16 protein-coding genes and 3 pseudogenes are annotated in these 19,911 nt (G+C 63.1%); 14 read left to right on the top strand and 5 right to left on the bottom strand.

The annotated features are described in order from the left end of the window. Positions 1-122 (top strand): annotated as a pseudogene (locus ACYPYD_RS05240) (IS66 family transposase); the annotation flags it as partial. 24 nt (positions 123-146) lie between these two features. Here ACYPYD_RS05240 and ACYPYD_RS05235 read toward each other — a convergent pair. The 3 genes from ACYPYD_RS05235 to ACYPYD_RS05225 form a co-directional block, all read right to left on the bottom strand. After that, complete coding sequence (locus tag ACYPYD_RS05235) at positions 147-686, bottom strand: helix-turn-helix domain-containing protein (RefSeq protein WP_459662348.1); 540 nt, start codon at positions 684-686, stop codon at positions 147-149. Between the two features lie 114 nt (positions 687-800). Then, positions 801-2,213 (bottom strand): recombinase family protein, encoded by a 1,413-nt coding sequence (locus tag ACYPYD_RS05230; RefSeq protein WP_459662347.1) that lies wholly within the window; start codon positions 2,211-2,213, stop codon positions 801-803. Beyond that, positions 2,200-2,352, bottom strand: a complete 153-nt coding sequence (locus tag ACYPYD_RS05225) for a hypothetical protein (protein ID WP_197524514.1) — start codon at positions 2,350-2,352, stop codon at positions 2,200-2,202. Before ACYPYD_RS05225 ends, ACYPYD_RS05230 begins: the two co-directional genes overlap by 14 nt. A gap of 261 nt (positions 2,353-2,613) precedes the next feature. On the opposite strand from ACYPYD_RS05225, the pseudogene ACYPYD_RS05220 reads away from it, so the two are divergent. The 3 genes and pseudogenes from ACYPYD_RS05220 to ACYPYD_RS05210 form a co-directional block, all read left to right on the top strand. Then, a pseudogene (locus ACYPYD_RS05220) lies at positions 2,614-2,907 on the top strand (transposase domain-containing protein); the annotation flags it as partial. Then, positions 2,825-3,283: a nitroreductase family protein gene (locus tag ACYPYD_RS05215; protein ID WP_081799206.1), complete on the top strand. Its 459-nt coding sequence runs from the start codon at positions 2,825-2,827 to the stop codon at positions 3,281-3,283. The pseudogene ACYPYD_RS05220 and the gene ACYPYD_RS05215, both read left to right, overlap by 83 nt. 246 nt (positions 3,284-3,529) lie before the next feature. Further along, positions 3,530-3,640 (top strand): annotated as a pseudogene (locus ACYPYD_RS05210) (IS3 family transposase); the annotation flags it as partial. A gap of 90 nt (positions 3,641-3,730) precedes the next feature. Here ACYPYD_RS05210 and ACYPYD_RS05205 read toward each other — a convergent pair. Further along, positions 3,731-5,014 (bottom strand): TetR/AcrR family transcriptional regulator, encoded by a 1,284-nt coding sequence (locus ACYPYD_RS05205; protein WP_459662346.1) that lies wholly within the window; start codon positions 5,012-5,014, stop codon positions 3,731-3,733. A gap of 358 nt (positions 5,015-5,372) precedes the next feature. Between ACYPYD_RS05205 and ACYPYD_RS05200 the strand changes: the two genes are divergently transcribed. Genes ACYPYD_RS05200 through ACYPYD_RS05180 form a run of 5 tightly spaced genes read left to right on the top strand, consistent with a single transcriptional unit; the run spans position 5,373 to position 11,493 of the window. Then, positions 5,373-7,700 carry a TonB-dependent receptor gene (locus ACYPYD_RS05200; protein ID WP_459662345.1) on the top strand — a complete coding sequence of 776 codons (2,328 nt, stop codon included), beginning with the start codon at positions 5,373-5,375 and terminating at the stop codon, positions 7,698-7,700. Positions 7,701-7,720: 20 nt separating this feature from the next. Next, a complete protein-coding gene (locus tag ACYPYD_RS05195) occupies positions 7,721-8,692 on the top strand; it encodes a DUF7064 domain-containing protein (protein ID WP_459662344.1) in 972 nt (323 codons plus the stop codon). Between the two features lie 11 nt (positions 8,693-8,703). After that, positions 8,704-9,936, top strand: coding sequence for a phosphotransferase family protein (locus tag ACYPYD_RS05190; protein WP_459662343.1), 1,233 nt, complete (start codon positions 8,704-8,706; stop codon positions 9,934-9,936). Continuing rightward, the gene (locus ACYPYD_RS05185) at positions 9,933-10,442 is read left to right on the top strand and encodes a hypothetical protein (protein WP_036529676.1); all 510 of its coding nucleotides are present in this window, start codon (positions 9,933-9,935) and stop codon (positions 10,440-10,442) included. Before ACYPYD_RS05190 ends, ACYPYD_RS05185 begins: the two co-directional genes overlap by 4 nt. 43 nt (positions 10,443-10,485) lie before the next feature. Continuing rightward, the gene (locus tag ACYPYD_RS05180) at positions 10,486-11,493 is read left to right on the top strand and encodes a DUF7064 domain-containing protein (RefSeq protein ID WP_069709342.1); all 1,008 of its coding nucleotides are present in this window, start codon (positions 10,486-10,488) and stop codon (positions 11,491-11,493) included. 7 nt (positions 11,494-11,500) lie between these two features. Here ACYPYD_RS05180 and ACYPYD_RS05175 read toward each other — a convergent pair whose 3' ends face one another. Continuing rightward, the gene (locus ACYPYD_RS05175; RefSeq protein WP_051587166.1) at positions 11,501-12,292 is read right to left on the bottom strand and encodes a MerR family transcriptional regulator; all 792 of its coding nucleotides are present in this window, start codon (positions 12,290-12,292) and stop codon (positions 11,501-11,503) included. A gap of 339 nt (positions 12,293-12,631) precedes the next feature. On the opposite strand from ACYPYD_RS05175, the gene ACYPYD_RS05170 reads away from it, so the two are divergent. From ACYPYD_RS05170 to ACYPYD_RS05150, 5 genes are all read left to right on the top strand, one after another. Continuing rightward, positions 12,632-13,732, top strand: a complete 1,101-nt coding sequence (locus tag ACYPYD_RS05170; RefSeq protein WP_036529672.1) for an NAD(P)-dependent alcohol dehydrogenase — start codon at positions 12,632-12,634, stop codon at positions 13,730-13,732. A 12-nt stretch (positions 13,733-13,744) separates the two neighbouring features. Next, positions 13,745-15,052 carry a cytochrome P450 gene (locus tag ACYPYD_RS05165; protein WP_036529669.1) on the top strand — a complete coding sequence of 436 codons (1,308 nt, stop codon included), beginning with the start codon at positions 13,745-13,747 and terminating at the stop codon, positions 15,050-15,052. A 26-nt stretch (positions 15,053-15,078) separates the two neighbouring features. Then, on the top strand, positions 15,079-17,406 hold the full coding sequence (locus ACYPYD_RS05160) for a TonB-dependent receptor (protein WP_036529666.1): 2,328 nt from the start codon (positions 15,079-15,081) through the stop codon (positions 17,404-17,406). Between the two features lie 68 nt (positions 17,407-17,474). After that, positions 17,475-19,109, top strand: a complete 1,635-nt coding sequence (locus ACYPYD_RS05155; RefSeq protein ID WP_036529664.1) for an AMP-binding protein — start codon at positions 17,475-17,477, stop codon at positions 19,107-19,109. Continuing rightward, complete coding sequence (locus ACYPYD_RS05150; RefSeq protein ID WP_459662342.1) at positions 19,106-19,906, top strand: enoyl-CoA hydratase/isomerase family protein; 801 nt, start codon at positions 19,106-19,108, stop codon at positions 19,904-19,906. Before ACYPYD_RS05155 ends, ACYPYD_RS05150 begins: the two co-directional genes overlap by 4 nt. The last annotated feature ends 5 nt before the right edge of the window (positions 19,907-19,911 follow it).

Here is a 19,911-nt window from a genome sequence, read left to right as displayed (position 1 = left end):
AGCTTGGCGATGCGGTCTCCTACACCCTCAACCAGTGGGAATACCTGACGCGCTACGTCGAAGACGGCAGGATGCCGATCGACAACAATCTTCTCGAACGCGACATCAGGGTTTTTGCAACGACTGGTTCATTATGCACCTCCTCTTCAAACGTCCGGAAAAAGGCACTTTTGGTTTTCCATTTTGATGCGACACGGGCCTCTGTAACGCGGAAACTGGGTCACCTCGTCCTTTTCCAGGTCTGCGGCTCGGATTTGGTGCGGCGCATCCGGTACAACTTGTTCGGTAGGGAGCACGCCCTCCTTGATCAGTCGACGGACGCGATGGGCCGTAACCCCAAGCTTTTTCGCGGCTTCGGTCAGTGTGAGCCCCTCCCCATTCTTCTCAGCAGATCGGTATCCGTGGATTTTATGGACCGTGCGCAGTGCACCGACACGGCGTGCGGTCCACGTTTTTCCTTGCCCGGTCTGCATTCCCATCCGGTTCAGAGTAGCGGCAATGTCGGCGTCGGACCATCGGGTGGCCATGGACCGCATTACAGCGAGGGCAGCATCCGGCGTTTTCTGGCCATGTTCGCCAGGGTTCGGTTTGCGAATACGCAGCTGAGAGTGTTGACCACCTTTCCAGTGGATCGTCAAAATGACTTCACGTTGCTCTTCGTCAACATCGGCAACGATGTCAGTCACGAGAGTGCGCAGGAGTTGCTGGCGACACCGCGTATCGACGTTTGGTGCGCTCCAAGCAGCCTCCAAGTCAGTGGCAATGCCGGCGAAATCGGGGATTGGGATGCCTGCGTCGATTTATCTTGCCTGCGTCAAAGCAGCTTCACAGGTTTCCACGCGCCTGAGCGCGGATTCCCAACTCTTCTCAAGTTGAGCAGCGATCAGGCGGTTGTCAGGGTCGCAAGCGGCATAGCGGCGTTCAGCAAGAGACGCCTCGTATCGCGCTTGCTGCAAGTCCAGCTCCATCATGCGATGTCGCTCTTCCAGATTATCCCGATGCGCCCGGTCAGCTTCCATTGCGGCCTCGATTGCCATTGGCGTTACGGCGCTCAATATTTCTTTGCCAATAGCAGGGTCGATCCGAGACGCGCCAAAAGTCATGCATCGGGGTTTGGCCAGCATTTGGTTGATACTTTTGCATTGATAATAGGGATGGCTTGGCCGCCCTCTATAGGAAACAGACAACCGCCTTCCACATCGGCCACAGGTGAGCAGACCAGCAAGCAAAGCCTGGCCGCCACGACCAGATTTGATGCCGCCCTTCTTTGCAAAGGTATTAACGGCAATAAGGCTCTGGTTCCTCTCAAACTCGCTCCAATCAATGTAGCCTTCATGATGATCCCGGAGCAGCACTTCCCACGTTCCAAAAGGCTTGCCGTGGCCGTAGCTTTTGCGAGCCCTGCCATCGACAATCTCTGTCCGCTTCTCACTTTTGCCATAGGCGTATGCCCCAGCGTAGAACGGGTTCTTCAGGATCGAAATGACGCTCCGATAGCGAAGCGGCACCCAATCGAAGGACACTCTTTTGCGCCCGTCAGAAGGACGGGGGAAATGGAAATTGTCCGTGGTGAGCGAAATCAGCACCTGGCGGGCGCTACCAAGCTCGCGGAAGCGCGAAAAGATAAGGCGGATAGCCTCCTGCACCCGAAGGTCAGGATCAAGCCCCAGACCATAATCGCGGTGCCAGATATAGCCGATCGGAACACTGAGGCGCAGTTCCCCCCGTCGTGCTTTAGCGCGCGCCGCGTCGAGCATGCGCGTTCGCAAAATGCCGAGCTCAAACTCGCTGATGCTGCCCTTCATGCCCAACAACAAGCGATCATTCGGTCGACAAGGATCATACACGCCATCGAGATCGATCACGCGCGCTTCCACCAGGCCGCACAGTTCCAGGAGGTGATGCCAGTCTCGACCATTACGGGAAAGGCGCGATGCATCCAGGCACAGCACCGCGCCGACCATACCTGTGCACAGGCCGCTCACCAGTCGTTCGAAACCAGGGCGGTCGGCAGCGCCACTGGCGGTACGGCCGAGGTCATCGTCGATCACTTCGACATCACGGAACCCCCAGCGGCGCGCAACATCGACAAGTTCATATTGACGCCGCTGGCTCTCCAGGTTGTTCTGGACCTGGCCCGGGGTGGACTGCCGAACGTAGACGACAGCTTTGCGATTAAGCACCGTGGCCGGAATGAGATTATTGCCCGTCATCGCTCGGCTCCTTCGCCGCGACGCCGGCCGCCGCCATCAGGAGGGTCGCCAACTTGGCGACAACCGTGCTGCGTTCCGCGTCGGTCAGGCCCCGAATCTGCGGCATATCGAGCGGCATGCTCAACTGACGGGCCAGCATCGGTAACGTCGAGGGTGGTGGTAATGCCTTCACAGGGCGCCTCCTGGATGGGGGTGAGACCATCCGACGAAGTCTGCCTGAAACCGCGATCGGTAAGCAGTCTATGAAGCTCCACGAGGCCAGTCACCGCAATCCGCGGTTCGCCCATCGCCATACCAGCGCAAAACGCCCTATCCAGCATCCACTCCGAAACCTGAATGATCTCGCCCGGCCTGATCTCTACCCGGACAATCGCACCACTGGCCCGATCCTCGCGGCCTTCATACCGAAAACGGCCGCCGTAATATGGATGCCAACGGTAGTGAAACTCTACCTTCTGCCCGACATGGGCAGAATGAACATGTGATAGCAACGGGACGAAAATCCTGGCTCTTCTGCGACACCGTGGAAGGCGCACGGGCGAGCGCCGTCACCTATAGCCTGATGCTGACTTGCCGCGCCTGCGGCGTCGAGCCTCTCGCGTGGCTACGCCATGTTCTCACTGAACTGCCCCAGCGACCTCTCGACGCCGATATCGACGACCTGCTGCCATTCAACTTCGAAAAACACGCCTGACCTGCCGACGTCGCCGCGGTGGCCTGTCTCGTCCAGCGTCAACTGTGATGGCCGCACTGCCTCCGGAAGCAACGTGTTACGAAATGCGCGCTTACTCTTTTTCACACTCGACCGCCAACTCACAGAAGGCTCATGGGTTGACTGCGGTATGTTCATGCAAACCGTAATGATCCTAGCGCGGGCGCGGGGACTAGACACTTGTGCTCAACAAGCCTGGTGTGAATTTGGCGGAGTGGTTCACCGCGAGTTGGGAATCCCGGACGACCAGATTCTCGTCTCGGGTTTAGCACTTGGCCATGCAGACCCTATGGCGCCAGAAAACGGCCTGGTGACCGACCGGGTAGCGATCGAGGAATACATGAACGTCCACGAATGATGGCGGACTTGCCGGCACGGATGGCATGGATGTCCTTTTGACGTTCGGCGAGCGCTAGGTTGCGCCGCGATTTTCCTCTTGGGCTTCGAAGACCTGCTTGGCGTACTCGTCGAGCAAGACCTCGCAAGCGGTGAGACGGCTTGCAGCTTCTGCGCTGAGCTCGTCGCCGTAGAAATCGAGTTTGGTGTGAGCAGCCCCTAGAATTCTGGACGCCTTCTATCCTAATTTGGAGGACAGGAGGCGACGATGGGGAAGCCCAATTTCAGCGATGAGTTCAAGCGTGATTCGGTGGCCCAGATCGCCGGCCGTGGATATCCGGTAGCGGAGGTTTCCGACCGGCCCGGTGTCAGTCAGCATTGATCCCGGCTGTGCGGCGGATGTCTGCCACGGGAACGCCGTCCATGCCCTGCTTCAGAATGAACGCTTTAGTGTTCCCGTATCCTAGAGTCACTGTTGCTCCGTTTCGAAGATCCAGGCAGCTCCCGACCTGAGGGCGCCCACTGTGATCGGATTTCCTGAATCCGCTACAGCGTTGATGACTGCGGAACCCTTGATCCAGATGGCGAAGGCGGATGCCTGGTCCCGGCCTATGGGTTTGAAAGTTGCTTCGAGGTTGCGACTGGTGCGATAAGTCCCCCAGCCGTCAAGTTCACGCAGGAACACCACCAGCGGTTTGAGGGAAGGGCGCGAGTGCGCGAGGAGGCAGGTTTGAACTGTCAGCCGTGCATAGGTGCAATAGAACCCTGCGGGTTCGCCGTCATTCGCGCCCTGCAGGTGCCGGCTCAACGCTGTCAGCCACTGCTGTACCGACAGACGCCGTCCTTCGATGGTCCTGTTGGGGTCGAGTTCCGGAGGTATGTCGGACAGCATGGCGCGCCAGATCGCCTCGTCCACGAAGGCATCCATCGAGCCGAAGTAATAAGCAATCGCGGAATTTGACGCTCCGGCGTTGCGTGCCGCCGACCGCTGGTTGACCGCGCCGATACCGTTTTGGAGTATTTCCTCCCGTGCGTGAAACAGCAGGCGGTCGCGAATGGAGCCGTTGGCATCGGGCGTGCCCGGCCCCAGCGGTGGAGGGACGACATTGAGCGTGTCGGCGATGCTGACTTCCTCGCTGGCGTCGGCGGACCGATTGAGTCCCAGCAGGGCGCGTATGGTCTCTTTCAGAAGCAGGTCGTAGCGCAGGCTCCCCTGCAGCGCGACCGCGTAGCTTTCTTCCATGAGTGCATAGGCGGCCAGGATCGCGGGCATGTCGGGTTGCAGTCCGCATCGCAGGCTCACCGCCTCCCAGAAGTCGCGGCGCATCGTGTGCCATATGCCCAGAAGGCCGGCGATGTGGGCGGGAACGCTGTTCGCCACCCAGGACAGCATGAAGCGGGGTACATCTGCCGCAGCTCTGGTTTCCACGTAGTAGCAGAGGAGATCCCCGAGCGCCGTTTGCCCGACCGGAAGCGGAGACAGTTGTTCCAGCAGGTCCGCGTGGCTCGCCCGCTCGATGGCGATGGCCCGATCGAGAGCGGCGAGGACCAGACCGTCCCGGTTGCCGAATTTCTGGAAGATATAGGCGGTGGAGCAGCCCGATCGTGCGGCGATGGTGCGCAGCGACAGCTTGTCGAGCCCCTGATGCGCGATCATCGCTATCGTGTGCATCACCAGCTGGTCCGCGATGGCGGCCGACGATGGTTCATTGGGCGAGGCGTTGTCGTCTGACATCAGTGGTATCTCGTTCATGCGAACTGGCGATTTCTGCCGATTGCTGCGTTTGGCACGTGCACAACATGCGGGCTCCCCCCTTCTTATGCAGCACGTCCCTTTCCATGCCAGCTCAACCTGGCTGAAACTTGTGGGCATGGTCGAATTCCGGTGCCATTATAACGGCCGATCTAATTTGAAAATGCTGCATAGTCCGTATCCATCGCCATAATCATTGAGAAATGTAACGACTGGCCTACTTGTAAACCAGTTATCTTGTGATAGGTTGAGTCGCAGTTCGCGCACTGCCTTCTGGCCAAAAAATCAATCGCGCGGACCAGGAGAGCCTTCATCCGGCGACAAAGCCGGAAAGGAATGATGTCGGAGGGGACACCAAATGGCCTTGCAGAAGTTTCTGTCGTCCAGCGCCGGCGTGGCGCTGCTTGCCGTATCGAGCCATGCCGCCGCCCAGGAAGTACCGGTTTCACAGCCGCAGAGCGCATCCACGGCTGCGGCATCGGCCGAAATCATCGTCACCGCCCAGCGCCGCTCGGAGAGCTTACAGCGTACGCCCGTCGCCGTATCTGTCGTCACCGGTGACGCCCTTGCCAGACAGGCGATCGTGTCCGAGCGCGACCTCCAGATGGCGGCGCCGGGGCTGACGGTCAAAGCGCAGCAGAACGATAACCAGCTGAACTACTCCCTGCGCGGGCAGACGGTCGATACCTTCACCAGCTCGCTGCCCGCAGTCCTGCCTTATGTGAACGAGGTGCAGGTGGGCGGCGTGGGGCAGACGGCCTTCTACGATCTGCAGTCGGTGCAGGTGCTCAAGGGGCCGCAGGGCACCCTGTTCGGCCGCAATGCGACCGGCGGCGCGGTGCTGTTCACCACGCGCAAGCCTACCGACGAACTGTCCGGCTACGGATCGGTCCGTTACGGCCGGTTCAACGACTTCCAGCTCGAAGGCGCGGTCGGCGGCGCGATCGTGGAGGACCAGGTGCTCGTGCGGGTGGCGGGGGTCTACCGGTCGCGGGACGGGTATCAGCTCAATCTCTACGACGGCAGCAAGCTGGGCAAGATCGAGCGGGAAGGCGTCAGGTTCAGTCTTACACTCAAGCCGTCGCCCGATTTTACCAATGATCTTGTCGCGGAATACTACCATGACAAGGGCACCAACATTTCCGGTTCGGTGTCCTACGTCGTGCCGACGAGTGCCAATGCGCCGGGTTATCCTTTCGTCCCGACGAATGTGCTGTTCCCCGGTCTCGCCGATTTCGCGCAGGCGCAGCGCGAACGCGGTCCTTTCGTGGTCGACGTCGACTCGCTGGGGGATCACCGCATTTCGAAATGGGTGGTGTCGAACATCACGTCATTTGAGATCGCGGATAATGTCACGCTCAAGAACGTGTTCGGTTATGTCCATGTCGGCTTCCTCGACGCGGGTGACCTCGATGGGACTTCCTACGGCATCGACGGACGCGGCAATGCGCAGACGGGCGCTCAGGGCAGCCGGGGCACGATCGAGCAGATCTCGGACGAACTGCAGTTGGTGGGCAAGGCGATCGACGGGCGTCTCGAATACGTCACCGGCGTCTATGCGGCCAAGATCGCCGATCACACGCGCAACACCAGCTACATCCTGAACGAGCTTGGCCTGCCGCCCCAGATCAATGCGGGGACGACCACGAGCAAGGCCATCGCAGGCTACGCGCAGGGTACGTTCGACACCGGCCTTGCCGGTTTCAAGGTGACGGGCGGCATCCGTTACACATCGGAAAAGGTCAGCTTCGTTCGCGACGCCGACGACCTGTTCTCCGCCGCGACCCATCCCGAATTCGCGCCATTCTATGCCGACGGACGCTTCATCGATCCGCAGCGCGACACCTTCAACAAGCTGAGCTGGACCGCCGGCATCCAGAACCAGGTGACGCCGGACCTGCTGCTCTACGCCTCGTCGCGGCGCAGCTTCCGCAGTGGCGGGTTCAACTTCCACGCACCGCCGACGCCGGGCTTCGCGGATGAATCTGGCGGCGAGTACCGCCCCGAGATCGCCACCGATGTCGAACTGGGCGCGAAGTTCCATGGCTATGCCGGAACGATGCCGGTCAATCTCAACCTGGCGCTCTACAACATGTGGGTGAAGAACGTGCAGCGCGCCTTCTACACCTCGATCTATGGCGGGCTGGCCGGCATCACCGTGAACGTGCCCAAGGCCAAGATCAGGGGCTTCGAACTCGACGGCAACATCCGGCCAGCAGACTGGCTGGTCATCGGCGGCAACGTCAACTACACCCATGCGCGTTTCACGGATAACGTGGTGTCGGTGATCGGCACTGACGGGACCAGCACCGGCACCGCCGTCTACGATACCTATCCGGATACGCCCAAATGGTCGGGCGTGTTCTACTCGGACATCACGATCCCGGTGAGCGAGCGGTTCAACGCCGTCCTTCATGGCGACGTCTACGCGCAGACTTCCAATTACTACAGCTCGACCGGCAAGTCGCTCAATCCGAACACCCAGATTCCGGGTTACGCGCTCGCCAACTTCCGGGTCGGGCTGGAGCAGAAGGAAGACGGGCTGTCGCTGTCGGTACTGGTGAAGAACGCCTTCAAGAAGACCTACTACAGCGGCGGCATCGGCTTCGCGAGCCTGTTCGGTCTGAACTTCGTGGTTCCCGGTGAGCCCCGCACCTTCATGCTCGAAGCCCGCTATCGTTTCTGAATTTCGTAGAAAGCAGAGCCATGATTACTGCCGACGATTTCAAGTTCCACCCCCGCGATCCGGCCGACCCGCACTGGACCGAGACGATCTTCGTGATCTTCTCGGTCCCCGAAGCAGGCGTCAGCGGCAATCTCTACGTGCTGGCGCGGCCGAACCTGGGCATCTGTCACAGCTCGATCGAGATACACAAGGGGATGTGTTTCCATCCCTGGCAGATACATCACAACGACAGCCAGATGCATTTGCCCTGCCCGGAGGACTTTTCCGACTTCACGCTGGAAAACGGCTTGTCGTTCAAGGCGTTCAACGAACGGAACAGCCGCTTCACGTACAAGTCGCTGGACGGCGCCTGCGAGGTGGACCTGTCGTTCCGGGCGATCTGCGATCCGTTCGATCCGCATGATCCAGCACAAGTCCCGGCGCTGGGAGGCGGGCAGGTCGATGGCTACGACGGCTGGAACAACGGGCACATGGAAAGCAAGGGGCGCATCGAAGGATCGCTGCTGCTGCGCGGCCGGCGCTATGCCATCTGCTGCGTCGACGGCATGGACAAGAGCTGGGGCCCGCGCCGCGACTGGGGCAACAAGGCGGCCAGCTGGGTCCATGTCGACCTCGACGGCGAGACGGGCGCGTTCCTCGTCTTCGGGCTCGGGTTCGAGAACAAGGAACTACGCTACGGGCCGTTCAAGTACGGCTTCTTGGCGATCGACGGCGAACGGCGCCCGATCGTGTACGCGAGCATGACCGCCAAGCGTTCCGACATGCTGGTGACGCGGGCCGACGTGCGGTTCGAGGACGACCGCGGCAATGTCTATACCGCGCGCGGATCGACCGTGGCGGCCGCGCCCTGGTACAACTTCAACCCGTCGAGCGCGGCGTACCAGACGCTCATGCGCTGGGAGAGCGACCATGGCGTCGGCTACAGTCACATCGCCGACTTCAGCGGGCTGAACTTCCTGTCCGAGGGCATGGCCGACGAGTTCGCGCAATGACGGCGGCGGTGATGTCCCATCCGGTGCTGTCCTTCACCGAGGCGCAGCGGCGCCATCCCGACGAGGCGATGATCGCCCGCATCCGCGATCGCTACCCCACCGAGCCCGAGATCGATGCGGTCCTGACCCGCAAGATGCGCCGCCGTCGCGGCGATCCGTACAAGGCGGTTCCGATCGAACGGCTGGTCGCGGGCGTTACGGCGATGATCGGCGAAGAGCTTGGCTACGAGGCGCAAGTCTCCAATGCCCGCTGGCTGTCGGGTGGAGCATCGAAGCTGCAGATGGTCTTCGACCTTGCGTGGCGCGGGTTGGACGGGCAGGCTCCCGAAAGCGTCGAAACTCTCGTGCTGCGCATGGAGCCCGCCGCCTCGGTGACCGAATCCAGTCGGCGCCGCGAATTCGAGGTGCTGAATGCGGTGCAGGGCGTGATCCCGGCGCCGCGCCCCTACTGGGTGGACCCAGAGGCACGCCATCTGCCGTATCCGGGAATGGTCTATGCCTTTGCAAAAGGCGCGGCAAAGCCCAGCGTCGGCGTGGAGAAGGTGTCGGGCCTTGGGCAGAACTACGGCCCCGAACTGCGCGCGAAACTCGCGCCGCATTTCGTCTTCCTGCTCGCGCGCCTGCATACCGTCGATCCGGGCGAATGCACCGCGATGGCCTCGTTCATGCAGGCGCAGGAGGGCTCGAACGCATCCGTGATCCGGCAGGTGAACGCCTATCGCCGGATCTGGGAAGAGGACCGGATCGAGGAGGAGCCTTTCCTCGAAGACGTCTACCAGTGGCTCATCGCCCACGCGCCGCCGGTGGACCGCCCGTCGATCGTCCACGGCGACTATCGCAGCGGCAACTTCCTGTTCGACGAGGCGTCCGGCGAAATCACCGCCTGGCTCGACTGGGAAGGCGCGGTCATCGGCGATCGGCATCAGGACCTCACCTACGCCACGCTGCCCACCTTCCAGCATCTTTCGGAGGATGGCAGGAGCGTGCTGGCGTCAGGGATGATGCCGAAGGACGATTTCTACGCAGCATACGAGGCGGCCTCCGGACTCCCGGTCGATCCGGTGCGGATTCGCTACTTCGAGATATTCAACCGCTATCTCGTCTGCGTCCTGACGCTCGCCGCCTCGGCGCGCGCTTCGCTGCAGGCGGGGACGCATCAGGACGTGCTCGTGAACTTCGTGTCGCAGATGGGGCACACGGCCATCGCCGACCTGCGCGAGCGGTTTCTGGAGGTCACACGATGAACCAGTCTTTCGAAACGCAGGTCCGCATCGCGATCCGCGCGCTCAGCGATGTAATAGCGCCCGCGCTCGCCGGTGCGGACAAGCACGTGGTCGAGCAACTGCAGCTGACGATCGCCACGCTGGGCTTCGTGGCCGACCGCATTCCCGAAGCGACCCGCTTCGCGCGGCTCGAACTGTCGTCCTGCCTTGCGCTGGCGGAGCGGGCGAGGGCGATCGTGCAGCCCAGCCTGCCGGCCGAGAGCGAGGCGCTGGCCGCCGGAATCTCGGTGGGCGAAGAGGTGCTTGCGCTCTGCGTCCGCGACGCGGCGGATTGCGAGGCGGCCAGCCGTCACTTGCGCGAACAGCTGGCGGCGCTGGTGGCGACCACGCATGGCTCTCCCTGCGAACGGGACGTGACCGCCGCCATCCTCGACGGCAGCGAGGCGATGCTGGCGCAGGCGCGGCTATGGGCCTTGCCTTTCGGCTTCGAGCTGACCCCCGAGGCGTTGCCGGTACCCGCCTGGTAACGCGCCCCGTTTTACACTTCCCCCAACCAGGCAAGGCCGGATCATGATCACCAACGCAGACCTCGACTTTCACCATCACGGTTCGACCGAGCATAACTATGCGGAGACGATGTTCCTCATCTTCTCCGTGCCCGAAGCCGGGATCAGTGGAAATGCCTACTTCCTTGGGCGGCCGAACGCGGGCGTGTGCCTGTCGTCCGTCTACATCCACCAGGGCATCGTGGCCCATGCCGGTGCGGCGGATTACTCAGATGCGCAGATGCACGTCCAGTGCCCGGAGAAGCTGTCGGACTTCCGCCTGTCCACGGGCCTCGCGGTCACCGGCAGCAACAATGCCCGCGACTATCATTACCGGTACAAAGGCACCGACGGCCTGTGCCGCTTCGACTTGCGCTTCAAGGGGCTGATGGACCCGTTCGATCCGCTGGACCCGAGCCAGAACCCGATGCTGGAGCATTTCGGCGGCGACACCGAGGCCGCGAGTGGTGCGGGCGATTCCTGGTCGAAGGGGCATTACGACCTCGTCGGCCACATCACCGGCGAACTGGAAGTGCACGGCCATCGCTTCGCGGTCGATTGCGTGGACGGCCTCGATCGCAGCTGGGGGCCGCGCGCGGAGTGGAACTCTGCGCCCGTCTCGTGGATGCACATGACGTTCGGGACTGATCTGGCGTTCCACCTCATCATGACGCTGGACATCGTCGATGGGCAGACCGTCTACACCACGTTTCGCTTCGGCTATGCTCTGGTCGATGGTGAAAGCTGCGCCATCGTGGCGGCAGAGGTTGATGCGGAAAGCCTGTCGCTGCTCGGCATGCACCGCGTGGTGCGGATCACCGACGCCAAGGGCCGCAAATGGGAGATGGTGGGCGCCGCCGTCGCCGCCGCGCCCTGGCACAACGCCTATGCTGCCTTCATTTCGTATCAGACCCTCTACCGCTGGACGATGGGCGACAGGGTGGGGTTCAGCAACGTGACCGATGTCATCGGCGTCACGACGCTTTCCAAGAAGCTGTCGCGTCTTGCCAATGCACGCGCCGTGTCGGGGTAATCGCTCCTCACTTGGAGGGAGGCTTCCGATTGCTGCGTCCTTCTTGTCTGGGCGCGGCATCGGCGGCGCCTGCGCGGTCCAGGCGCGGCGGTACGATCTCGTGGAGCCGACCTTCACTTTCAGCGGTCAGGTAGCGCATGAAATACTTCATCCTCAGCACCCCGAAGAAGTCGAGCATGAGGGGGAGGCCGGTTCTCAGCATATCGGCTGCACGTTCTTCGCGGATCAGGCCTTCGGTGCGGGCGATGAAGCGGGTGGCTTCGGCGAAGGCGAGATAGTCGGCCGACTTGGTATAGTGGTCCAGCACTTCCGGGAAGAAGTTGGCCGATTCCTCGAAGCCTGCTTCGCGCATGCGTGCCCAGATGCCGATCAGGTTCGCGTCGGTATAGCTGACGGCCGTTCCCTCCTCCGTTTCGATGAGTTCGACGGCGCCAAGCGCCGCGAGGCCACGTGCGTCGCGTTCCGCATGCGGATTTCCCTGCTGCAGCGTTTCCAATGCAATCGTGCGGTCGTCCTCACCGAAGCGCGCGGCCACCAGATTCTCAAGATGGTGGAACGCGGGCGCCTCCAACCGCTTGTCGAGCTTGTCGCCGCGCAGCATCGCTCCGATTTCGTCCAGCGTTACCTGATGTTCGCGTTGCAGATTGCGCACCGCCCGAATCGCCCGCACATGCTCGTCGCTGTAATGCGCCACGGTTGCCTTCGGCTTGTCGGGCGGGGGTACCAAACCCTTGCGGATCAGCACCCTGATCGTCTCCCGGTTTACTCCCGTAAGGTGCTCCAGTTCCCCCATCTTCATGGCATTTTCCTAGTTTTGATTTTGCCGCTTGTCACGGGAAGTAAATCAGATTACAAACTGCGTATACGAAGTACGTAGCACTTGAAGCCGATCGTGCAAAGCGATGGCTTGGGAGACGAAGATGCAAGGCAGCATCCATCTGAAAAGACCGAAGTGCAAACGCGCGCAGGTGCTTCGCGCTCCACGCCCGGCCGGTGTGGTCGAGGCGCCACATCGGGCGTGTTGAACCACTCCGAGACGAACACGGTCGTCGTCCTTCCGGGCGGCTGACGGTCCCGGCGCGGGGGCGAACTCTCTCCCCGTCTCCGCGCCAAACCCTCTTGAACTGGAAATCGGCATATGCAGATTACGGCCGCCATTGCGCGCGAGGCCAGGCGCCCCTTTGCGCTTGAAACAATCGAGATCGACGAACCGCGCGAGGGCGAGGTTCTCGTGCGCCTGGTGGCGGTGGGCGTGTGCCACAGCGACATCGCGGCACGCGACCAGTCGCTGCCGGTGCAGATGCCCATCGTGCTCGGGCACGAGGGAGCGGGCATCGTCGAGCGCGTCGGCCCGGGCGTCACCAAGGTCGCGCCGGGCGACAAGGTGGTGCTCACCGTGGGCTCTTGCGGCGAATGCACCAACTGCCGCCGGGGCGACGTGGCCTACTGCGAAAAGGGGATGACGCTCAACTACAGCGGCCGCCGTCCGGACGGCAGCGCGACGCTGTGCTGCGGCTCCGAACCCGTGGGCGGATACTTCTTCGCGCAGTCATCCTTCGCGACTTACGCGATCGCGACGCAGCACAACACCGTGAAGGTCCACGCAGACGCGGACCTGACCATGGCCGCGCCGCTGGGATGCGGCATCCAGACGGGAGCAGGCGCGGTGATGCGCTCGATCGCGGCGAAGGCCGGGCGTTCGATCGCGATCTTCGGTGGCGGCTCGGTGGGGCTGAGTGCGGTGATGGGGGCGAAACTTGCGGGCTGCGATCCGATCATCGTGATCGAGCCGGTAGCCGCGCGGCGTACCCTTGCGGCGGAGCTTGGCGCCACCCATGCGATCGATCCGGCCGCCGGCGACGTGACTGAGGCTATCCGCGCCATCGCCGCGCGCGGCGTCGATTACGTGGTCGATACCACGGCGGTGGACGCGGTGGTGCAGGCGGCGCTGGCCTCGCTCGCCCCGCACGGGACGATGGCGTTCCTCGGCGTGCCCAAGAAGATGGATGCGGTGTTCTCGACCTCGATGCTCGGTTTCCTCGCCAGCGGCGCGACGCTGAAGGCGGTGATCGAGGGCGATACCGACCCCGACACCTATATTCCTGAGCTTCTGGCTCACTACGAGGCGGGACGCCTGCCGCTCGACAAGCTCGTGCGCACCTATCCGTTCGACCAGATCAACCAGGCGATCGAAGACCAGCTTGCCGGGCTGGTGGTCAAGCCCGTGCTCACCTTCTGAAGGCAACCGATCATGCAGACCGACACACTCGCGTTCGGACCGGACGAACTTCGCATTCCCGATGACATCGCCGAAAAGGTGGTGAACCCGAACCTCTGCGCCGACGAGGCTTCGTTTCACGAGGCGCTGGCGTGGATGCGGGCGAACCGGCCGATCGGCTGGGCGCATCTCGGCGGCTACGATCCGATCTGGATGGTCACGAAGTACAACGACGTCGTCACTGTCGAGCGCCGCGCCGACGTGTTCCTGAACATGGTCGACAATCCGATCTACAACCCGCAGGCCGACGACGCCTTCCTGCGGTCGGCCAACAACGGCACCTGCCAGGTCGTCGCGGCGCTTACGCACATGGACAATCCCGATCACAAGGCGCTGCGCTCGATCGCCGTTCCGTACTTCTCGCCCGCGAGGATCACCCGGCTCGAGAGCGATATCCGCATCATCGCCAGGGACACCGTGGCGCGGCTGCTGGCCGGTCCGCGCGAGGTGGATTTCGTCAAGGATTTCGCGCTCGAATACCCGCTCAGGGTCATCATGAACATGTTCGGCGTCCCCGAGACGGACCTGCCCAAGATGTTGAAGATGACGCAGGAATTCTTCGGCTCCAAGGACCCTGAAGAGCAGCGCAGCGACATCGAGATCACCCCCGACATGGCCGCGCGCCAGTTCCACCGGGTGATCCAGGAATATTACGATTACTTCACGCCGATGACCCGCGATCGCCGCGAGAACCCGCGCGACGACCTTATGAGCGTCATCGCCAATGCCGAGATCGACGGTGAGCCGATCAGCGATTTCTTCGCCAACGGCTATTACATCACCATCGCCACCGCCGGGCACGATACCACGTCGACCACGACCGCCACCGGCATGAAAGCGCTGTGCGAGCACCCCGACCAGTTCGCGCGGCTCAAGGCGGACCCGAGCCTCATCCCGTCCTTCGTCGAGGAAGCCCTGCGTACGGCGGCGCCGGTGCGGCACTTCACGCGCACCGCGATCGACGATTTCGACCTGCACGGGACCGTGATCCGCAAGGGCCAGCGCCTCATGTTGTCCTACCCTTCCGCCAGCCGCGACGAGGACATTTTCGAGAACGCGGGGACTTTCGACCTCGCCCGCAAGCGCAACCGGCACCTCTCGTTCGGTTCCGGCCCGCACATGTGCCTCGGCCAGAACCTCGCCAAGCTCGAGATCCGCATCCTCTACGAAGAGCTGATGCCGCACCTCACCGCCGTCCGGCTGAACGGCAGCCCCCGCTACATCGAGACCAACTTCGTGGGAGGGTTGAAGTCTCTGCCGATCGCTTTCGAAACCAACTGAAAAACAAAGTTCACGGGAGAAGATACATGAAATCCAGCAAGTTACTGGCAGGCGTCGCCTTCATCGGCCTTGTGGCCACGCCGGGCGTCGCCATGGCGCAGGACGAAGCGGCGAGCGCGGCGCAGCCCACGGCGGGCGTCGGCGAAATCATCGTCACTGCTCAGAAGCGCTCGGAATCGCTGAACAAGGTCGGCCTGACGATCCAGGCGCTGTCCTCCGACGATCTGGTCAAGCAGGGCGTCAACAGCGTGTCGGATCTCGCCAAGGTGATTCCGGCGCTGACAGTGGCCAACAGCATCTACAACACGCCGGTCTACACGCTGCGCGGTGTCGGCTTCTACGAGAACTCGCTGGCGGCCTATCCGGCGGTCAGCGTCTACGTCGACGAAGTGCCGATGCCGTTCCCGGCGCTGGTCGGCACGGCGGCGCTGGACGTCGAGCGCGTCGAAGTCCTCAAGGGACCGCAGGGCACGCTGTTCGGCCAGAACGCGACGGGCGGTGCGATCAACTACATCGCCGCCAAGCCGACCGCCGACTTCAAGGCAGGCGTGAATGCCAGCATCGACAGCTTCGGCGAAGTCGATGCGAGCGGCTTCGTCAGTGGTCCGATCAGCGACACGCTGCGCGTCCGCGTCGCGGCCAAGACCGCGCAGGGCGGCGCCTGGCAGAAGAGCCAGACCCGGCCCGACGACGACAAGCTGGGCGACAAGGAACTCTACATGGGCCGCGTCCTGCTCGACTGGACGCCGACCGACCGGCTCTCGGTATCGCTCAACGTCAATGGCATGATCGACAAGTCGGACCCGCAGGCGGGCCAGTACATCGCCCTGTTCCCGCAAGTCGGCCCGGTCGGCGCGGGTCTTGCCGCCACGCCCTTCGCGCCGTCCAAGCCGCGTACTGCCGACTGGAACCCCAACCGCCGTCCCAAGGGCGACGACCGCCAGTGGCAGGCGGCCCTGCGCGCCGACTATGAGCTTTCGGACAGCCTCAAGCTGACCTCGATCACCTCCTACGTCGATTTCAGCCGCAAGCAGGTCAACGATCCCGACGGCGTCGCCGTGGAATCGCTGGAGTTCCTGTTCGATGGTTCGCTCAAGTCGTTCAGCCAGGAACTGCGCATCGCCAGCAACGGCTCCGGCCCGTTCAGCTGGATCGTCGGCGGCAATTTCGAGCACACCACATCGAAGGAATTCGCCGACCAGTATGCGGGGCAAAGCTCGGTGGTGGCGAACCTCGGCTTCCCGGCCAATACCAACACGTTCTTCCTGAACTCGCAGATCGACAACTATGCGGTCTTCGCCAATGCGGACTACGAGATCCTGCCCGGCCTGACGGTGAAGGGCGGTGTGCGCTACACCAAGAGCCAGCGCGACGCGCAGACCTGCACGCGCGATGCCGGAAACGGCGGCGCGGCGGCGTTCTTCACCGCCGTCTCGACCCAGGTGCGTCAGGCGATCGATCCGACCGCTGCTCCGACCCCGGCGATCCCAGTCGGCGGATGCGTGACGCTGGACGAGGCGACTTTCCTGCCGACGTTGTACGAAGGCTCGCTCGACCAGGACAACGTTTCTTGGCGCGGCGGCATAGACTATCAGGCGCTTCCCGAACTGCTGCTTTATGCCAACGTGTCCAAGGGCTACAAGGCGGGCAGCTTCCTGTTCACCAATGCATCCAGCACCGCGCAGTTCGCGCCGGTCACGCAGGAATCGGTGCTGGCCTTCGAAGGCGGCTTCAAGGCCAGCATGCTAGACCGGCGCATGCAGTTCAATCTGGCCGGGTTCTACTACAAGTATACGGACAAGCAGATCCGCGGCAAGCGCATCGACCCGGTGTTCGGCGTGCTCGACGCATTGGTCAACGTGCCCAAGTCGAGCCTGATGGGCGTCGAGGCGGAGATCATGGCCGAGCCGGTCGATGGCCTGAACCTGCGTCTGGGCGGCACATACGTCGATACCCGCATCGACGAATATACCGGCGTCGGCTTCAACGGCGGCGTGCAGGATTTCGAGGGCAACCCGATCCCCTTTGCGCCCAAGCTGTCGGTGAATGGTTCCGCTGATTACGAGTTCGCGCTCAGCGAGGGCGTCTCGGCATTCCTCGGCGGGACGGCAACGCACAACAGCTCGACCTACTCGGTGATCGATACCGTACCGACCGCCAAGCTGAAAGATTATACACTGGTTGACCTTCGTGCCGGATTGTCGTTTTCTGACGATGCGTATCGACTCACGGTGTTCGCGAATAACGTCACTAACGAGTATTATTACACCAATGCACCAATCCTGTACGATACCCAGGTGCGGTACACCGGGCGGCCGGCGAGCTACGGCGTAGCGCTCGCGGCCCGCTTCTGACGGGTGGCCGGGGGAGGGGGCGCAGGCCCTTTCCCCCGAGCCGGAAAAAAAGAGAGAGGACCTGAATCTTGCGCGGGACGATGATGACGAACCCGATGCTGTTGTCGCGGCTGATCGACCATGCCGCCGAGCATCACGGGGATACGCCCTTCGTAGCGCGCCGCATCGACGGCGTGATCGAGCGTTCGGACTGGGCGCGGATGCGCGACCGGGCAAAGCGGCTGGCCAATGCCATGACCGGCCATGGCTTCAAGGTGGACGACGTCGTCGGTTCGCTGGCGTGGAATACCTCCAACCACATTGAGCTGTTCTATGCCGCGCTCGGCATCGGGGCGGGGCTGCACACGCTCAATCCGCGCCTGACGGCCGAAGATCTGCGCTACATGATCGAGAAGGTCGGCGAGATCACGATCTTCATCGATGCCGACACCCTGCCGCTGGCCGAGCAGGTCGCGGCTATCACGCCGATGGTCACACGCTGGGTGTTCATGGACGAACCCGGCGCGCCGGTTCCGGCGAGCGCACTGCCCGGCTTCGTCACCAAGACCGATTTCATCGGTGACGCCTCGGCTGACTTTGCATGGCCCACTTTCGACGAGAACCAAGCGGCGACGATCTGCTTCACTTCGGGCACGACCGGGCGGCCCAAGGGCGTCGCCTATACGCACCGCTCGATCACGCTGGGGTCGATGAACATGTCGATGGCCGACATGTACGGCACGCACCGGCGCGGCTCGCTGGAATGCATGCTGCCGATCGCCGCGATCTTCCATGCCAATGGCTGGATGATGCCCTTTACCGCGCCGATGAACGGCCACAAGCTCGTGCTCAACGGCCGCGATTTCTCGCCCGAGGGCATCATCGAACTGATCGATGGGGAGGGTGTGACGATCACCGGCGCCGTGCCGACGATCTGGATGGACCTGTTCGACGCCGCCGAACGTCAGGGCTCGAAGCTGGAGACGGTGCGCACAGGCCTGCTTGCCGGTACTCGCCCGTCGCGCGCGCTGGCCGAGCGCTTCGAGAGCTTCGGCATCACCCTGTGCCAGTCCTGGGGCATGACCGAAGTGCCGGGCTGCTCGCGCAGCGCCCCCGCGGCAGGGTCCGACACTCTGCCGGCCGACGAACAGCACGAACGCCACCTCGCCCGCCAAGGGCGCGTCGGTTTCCTGTCCGAGATGCGCATCGTCGATGACGAGGGCAAGCCGCTTCCGTTCGACGGCGAGCACGCGGGCCACCTGCTGGTGCGGGGGCCGATCGCCTCGGGCAGCTACGTGGGCCTCAGTGATGCGGAAGGCTTCGAATGGCTGGAGACGGGCGACATCGCGCGCATCTATCCCGACGGTTCCATGGAGATCGTCGACCGCGCCAAGGACGTCATCAAGTCCGGCGGCGAGTGGATCAGCACGCTGCAACTGGAATCGGCGGCGGCCAGTTTCGCCGGCGTCGCCGAGGCGGGCGTCATCAGCATCCCGCATCCGCGCTGGCAGGAACGGCCGCTGATGCTGGTCACGCTGGCCGAGGGCGTCGAGGCGCTCGACGAGGCGGCGCTGCGCGAGCATATGCAAGGCTTCGTCGCGAAGTGGTGGTTGCCCGATGCGATCCGGGTTATCGACACGATGCCCCGGACCAGCACCGGCAAGCTCGACAAGATGGCGCTGCGACGCCTCTATGCCCAACGGTCGGAGAACATCATCGCATGAGCGGCACGGTGCTTACGGTGGAAAGCGAAGGCGCGATCGAGATCGTCACGCTCAATCGCCCCGACCAGCTCAACGCCGTCTCGCCCGAACTGGCACAGGCGCTGCTCGACTACTTCAGCGGCCTGCCCGCACGGCTGGAGACGCGTGTGGTGATCCTGCGCGGTGCCGGACGCATGTTCTGCGCGGGTGCCGAACTGGGCTCCGACGCTTTCGCCAATGAAGGACCGGGGCGCAACCAGCGGCAACTGGCGATGCAGCGGCTCTATTCGGGGATCGTGCGCGCCATGCGGGCGTGCCCGCAGCCCGTCATCGCGCTGCTGCACGGTGCGGCCTGCGGTGCGGGGTTCTCGCTGGCACTGGCGGCCGACGTGCGCATCGCTGCGGAGGATGCGCGGCTCAATGCTGCCTATCTGCGCGTGGGGCTGGGCGGATGCGACATGGGTTCGGGCTATCTGCTGCCGCGCCTAGTCGGGCTGTCGGTGGCTTCCGAATTGCTGATGACCGGTAACTTCATCGCCGCGCCGCGCGCGCTGGCGACCGGGCTGGTCAGTTCGGTGGTGGCTGGCGAGGCTCTCATGGAAGCGGGCCTGGCGATGGCCCGCGATATGCTGCGCGCCTCGCCGATGGGGCTGCGCATGACGAAGGAGACTCTCAATCTCACCGTCGATGCGCCGGGTATCGACGCCGCGCTGACGCTGGAGGATCGCCAGCAATGCATGCTGATCGCGACCGCCGATCACGAAACGGCGGTGGAAGCCTTCAGGAACCGCGCCGCGCCAGACTATCGCGATCTGTAGGGCGC

This window comes from Novosphingobium sp. 11B (assembly GCF_054589055.1).
The sequence above is the reverse complement of the archived record's forward strand: the minus strand, read 5'-3'. Positions and strand labels throughout refer to the sequence as shown.

Coding starts and splice junctions, on each gene's coding strand:
- ACYPYD_RS05185 (WP_036529676.1), top strand. CDS start 9,933: ATGAACCAGTCTTTCGAAACGCAGGTCCGCATCGCGATCCGCGCGCTC.
- ACYPYD_RS05215 (WP_081799206.1), top strand. CDS start 2,825: ATGTTCTCACTGAACTGCCCCAGCGACCTCTCGACGCCGATATCGACG.
- ACYPYD_RS05150 (WP_459662342.1), top strand. CDS start 19,106: ATGAGCGGCACGGTGCTTACGGTGGAAAGCGAAGGCGCGATCGAGATC.
- ACYPYD_RS05165 (WP_036529669.1), top strand. CDS start 13,745: ATGCAGACCGACACACTCGCGTTCGGACCGGACGAACTTCGCATTCCC.
- ACYPYD_RS05195 (WP_459662344.1), top strand. CDS start 7,721: ATGATTACTGCCGACGATTTCAAGTTCCACCCCCGCGATCCGGCCGAC.
- ACYPYD_RS05200 (WP_459662345.1), top strand. CDS start 5,373: ATGGCCTTGCAGAAGTTTCTGTCGTCCAGCGCCGGCGTGGCGCTGCTT.
- ACYPYD_RS05180 (WP_069709342.1), top strand. CDS start 10,486: ATGATCACCAACGCAGACCTCGACTTTCACCATCACGGTTCGACCGAG.
- ACYPYD_RS05190 (WP_459662343.1), top strand. CDS start 8,704: ATGTCCCATCCGGTGCTGTCCTTCACCGAGGCGCAGCGGCGCCATCCC.
- ACYPYD_RS05230 (WP_459662347.1), bottom strand. CDS start 2,213: ATGACGGGCAATAATCTCATTCCGGCCACGGTGCTTAATCGCAAAGCT.
- ACYPYD_RS05225 (WP_197524514.1), bottom strand. CDS start 2,352: ATGCTGGCCCGTCAGTTGAGCATGCCGCTCGATATGCCGCAGATTCGG.
- ACYPYD_RS05205 (WP_459662346.1), bottom strand. CDS start 5,014: ATGAACGAGATACCACTGATGTCAGACGACAACGCCTCGCCCAATGAA.
- ACYPYD_RS05175 (WP_051587166.1), bottom strand. CDS start 12,292: ATGAAGATGGGGGAACTGGAGCACCTTACGGGAGTAAACCGGGAGACG.
- ACYPYD_RS05160 (WP_036529666.1), top strand. CDS start 15,079: ATGAAATCCAGCAAGTTACTGGCAGGCGTCGCCTTCATCGGCCTTGTG.
- ACYPYD_RS05170 (WP_036529672.1), top strand. CDS start 12,632: ATGCAGATTACGGCCGCCATTGCGCGCGAGGCCAGGCGCCCCTTTGCG.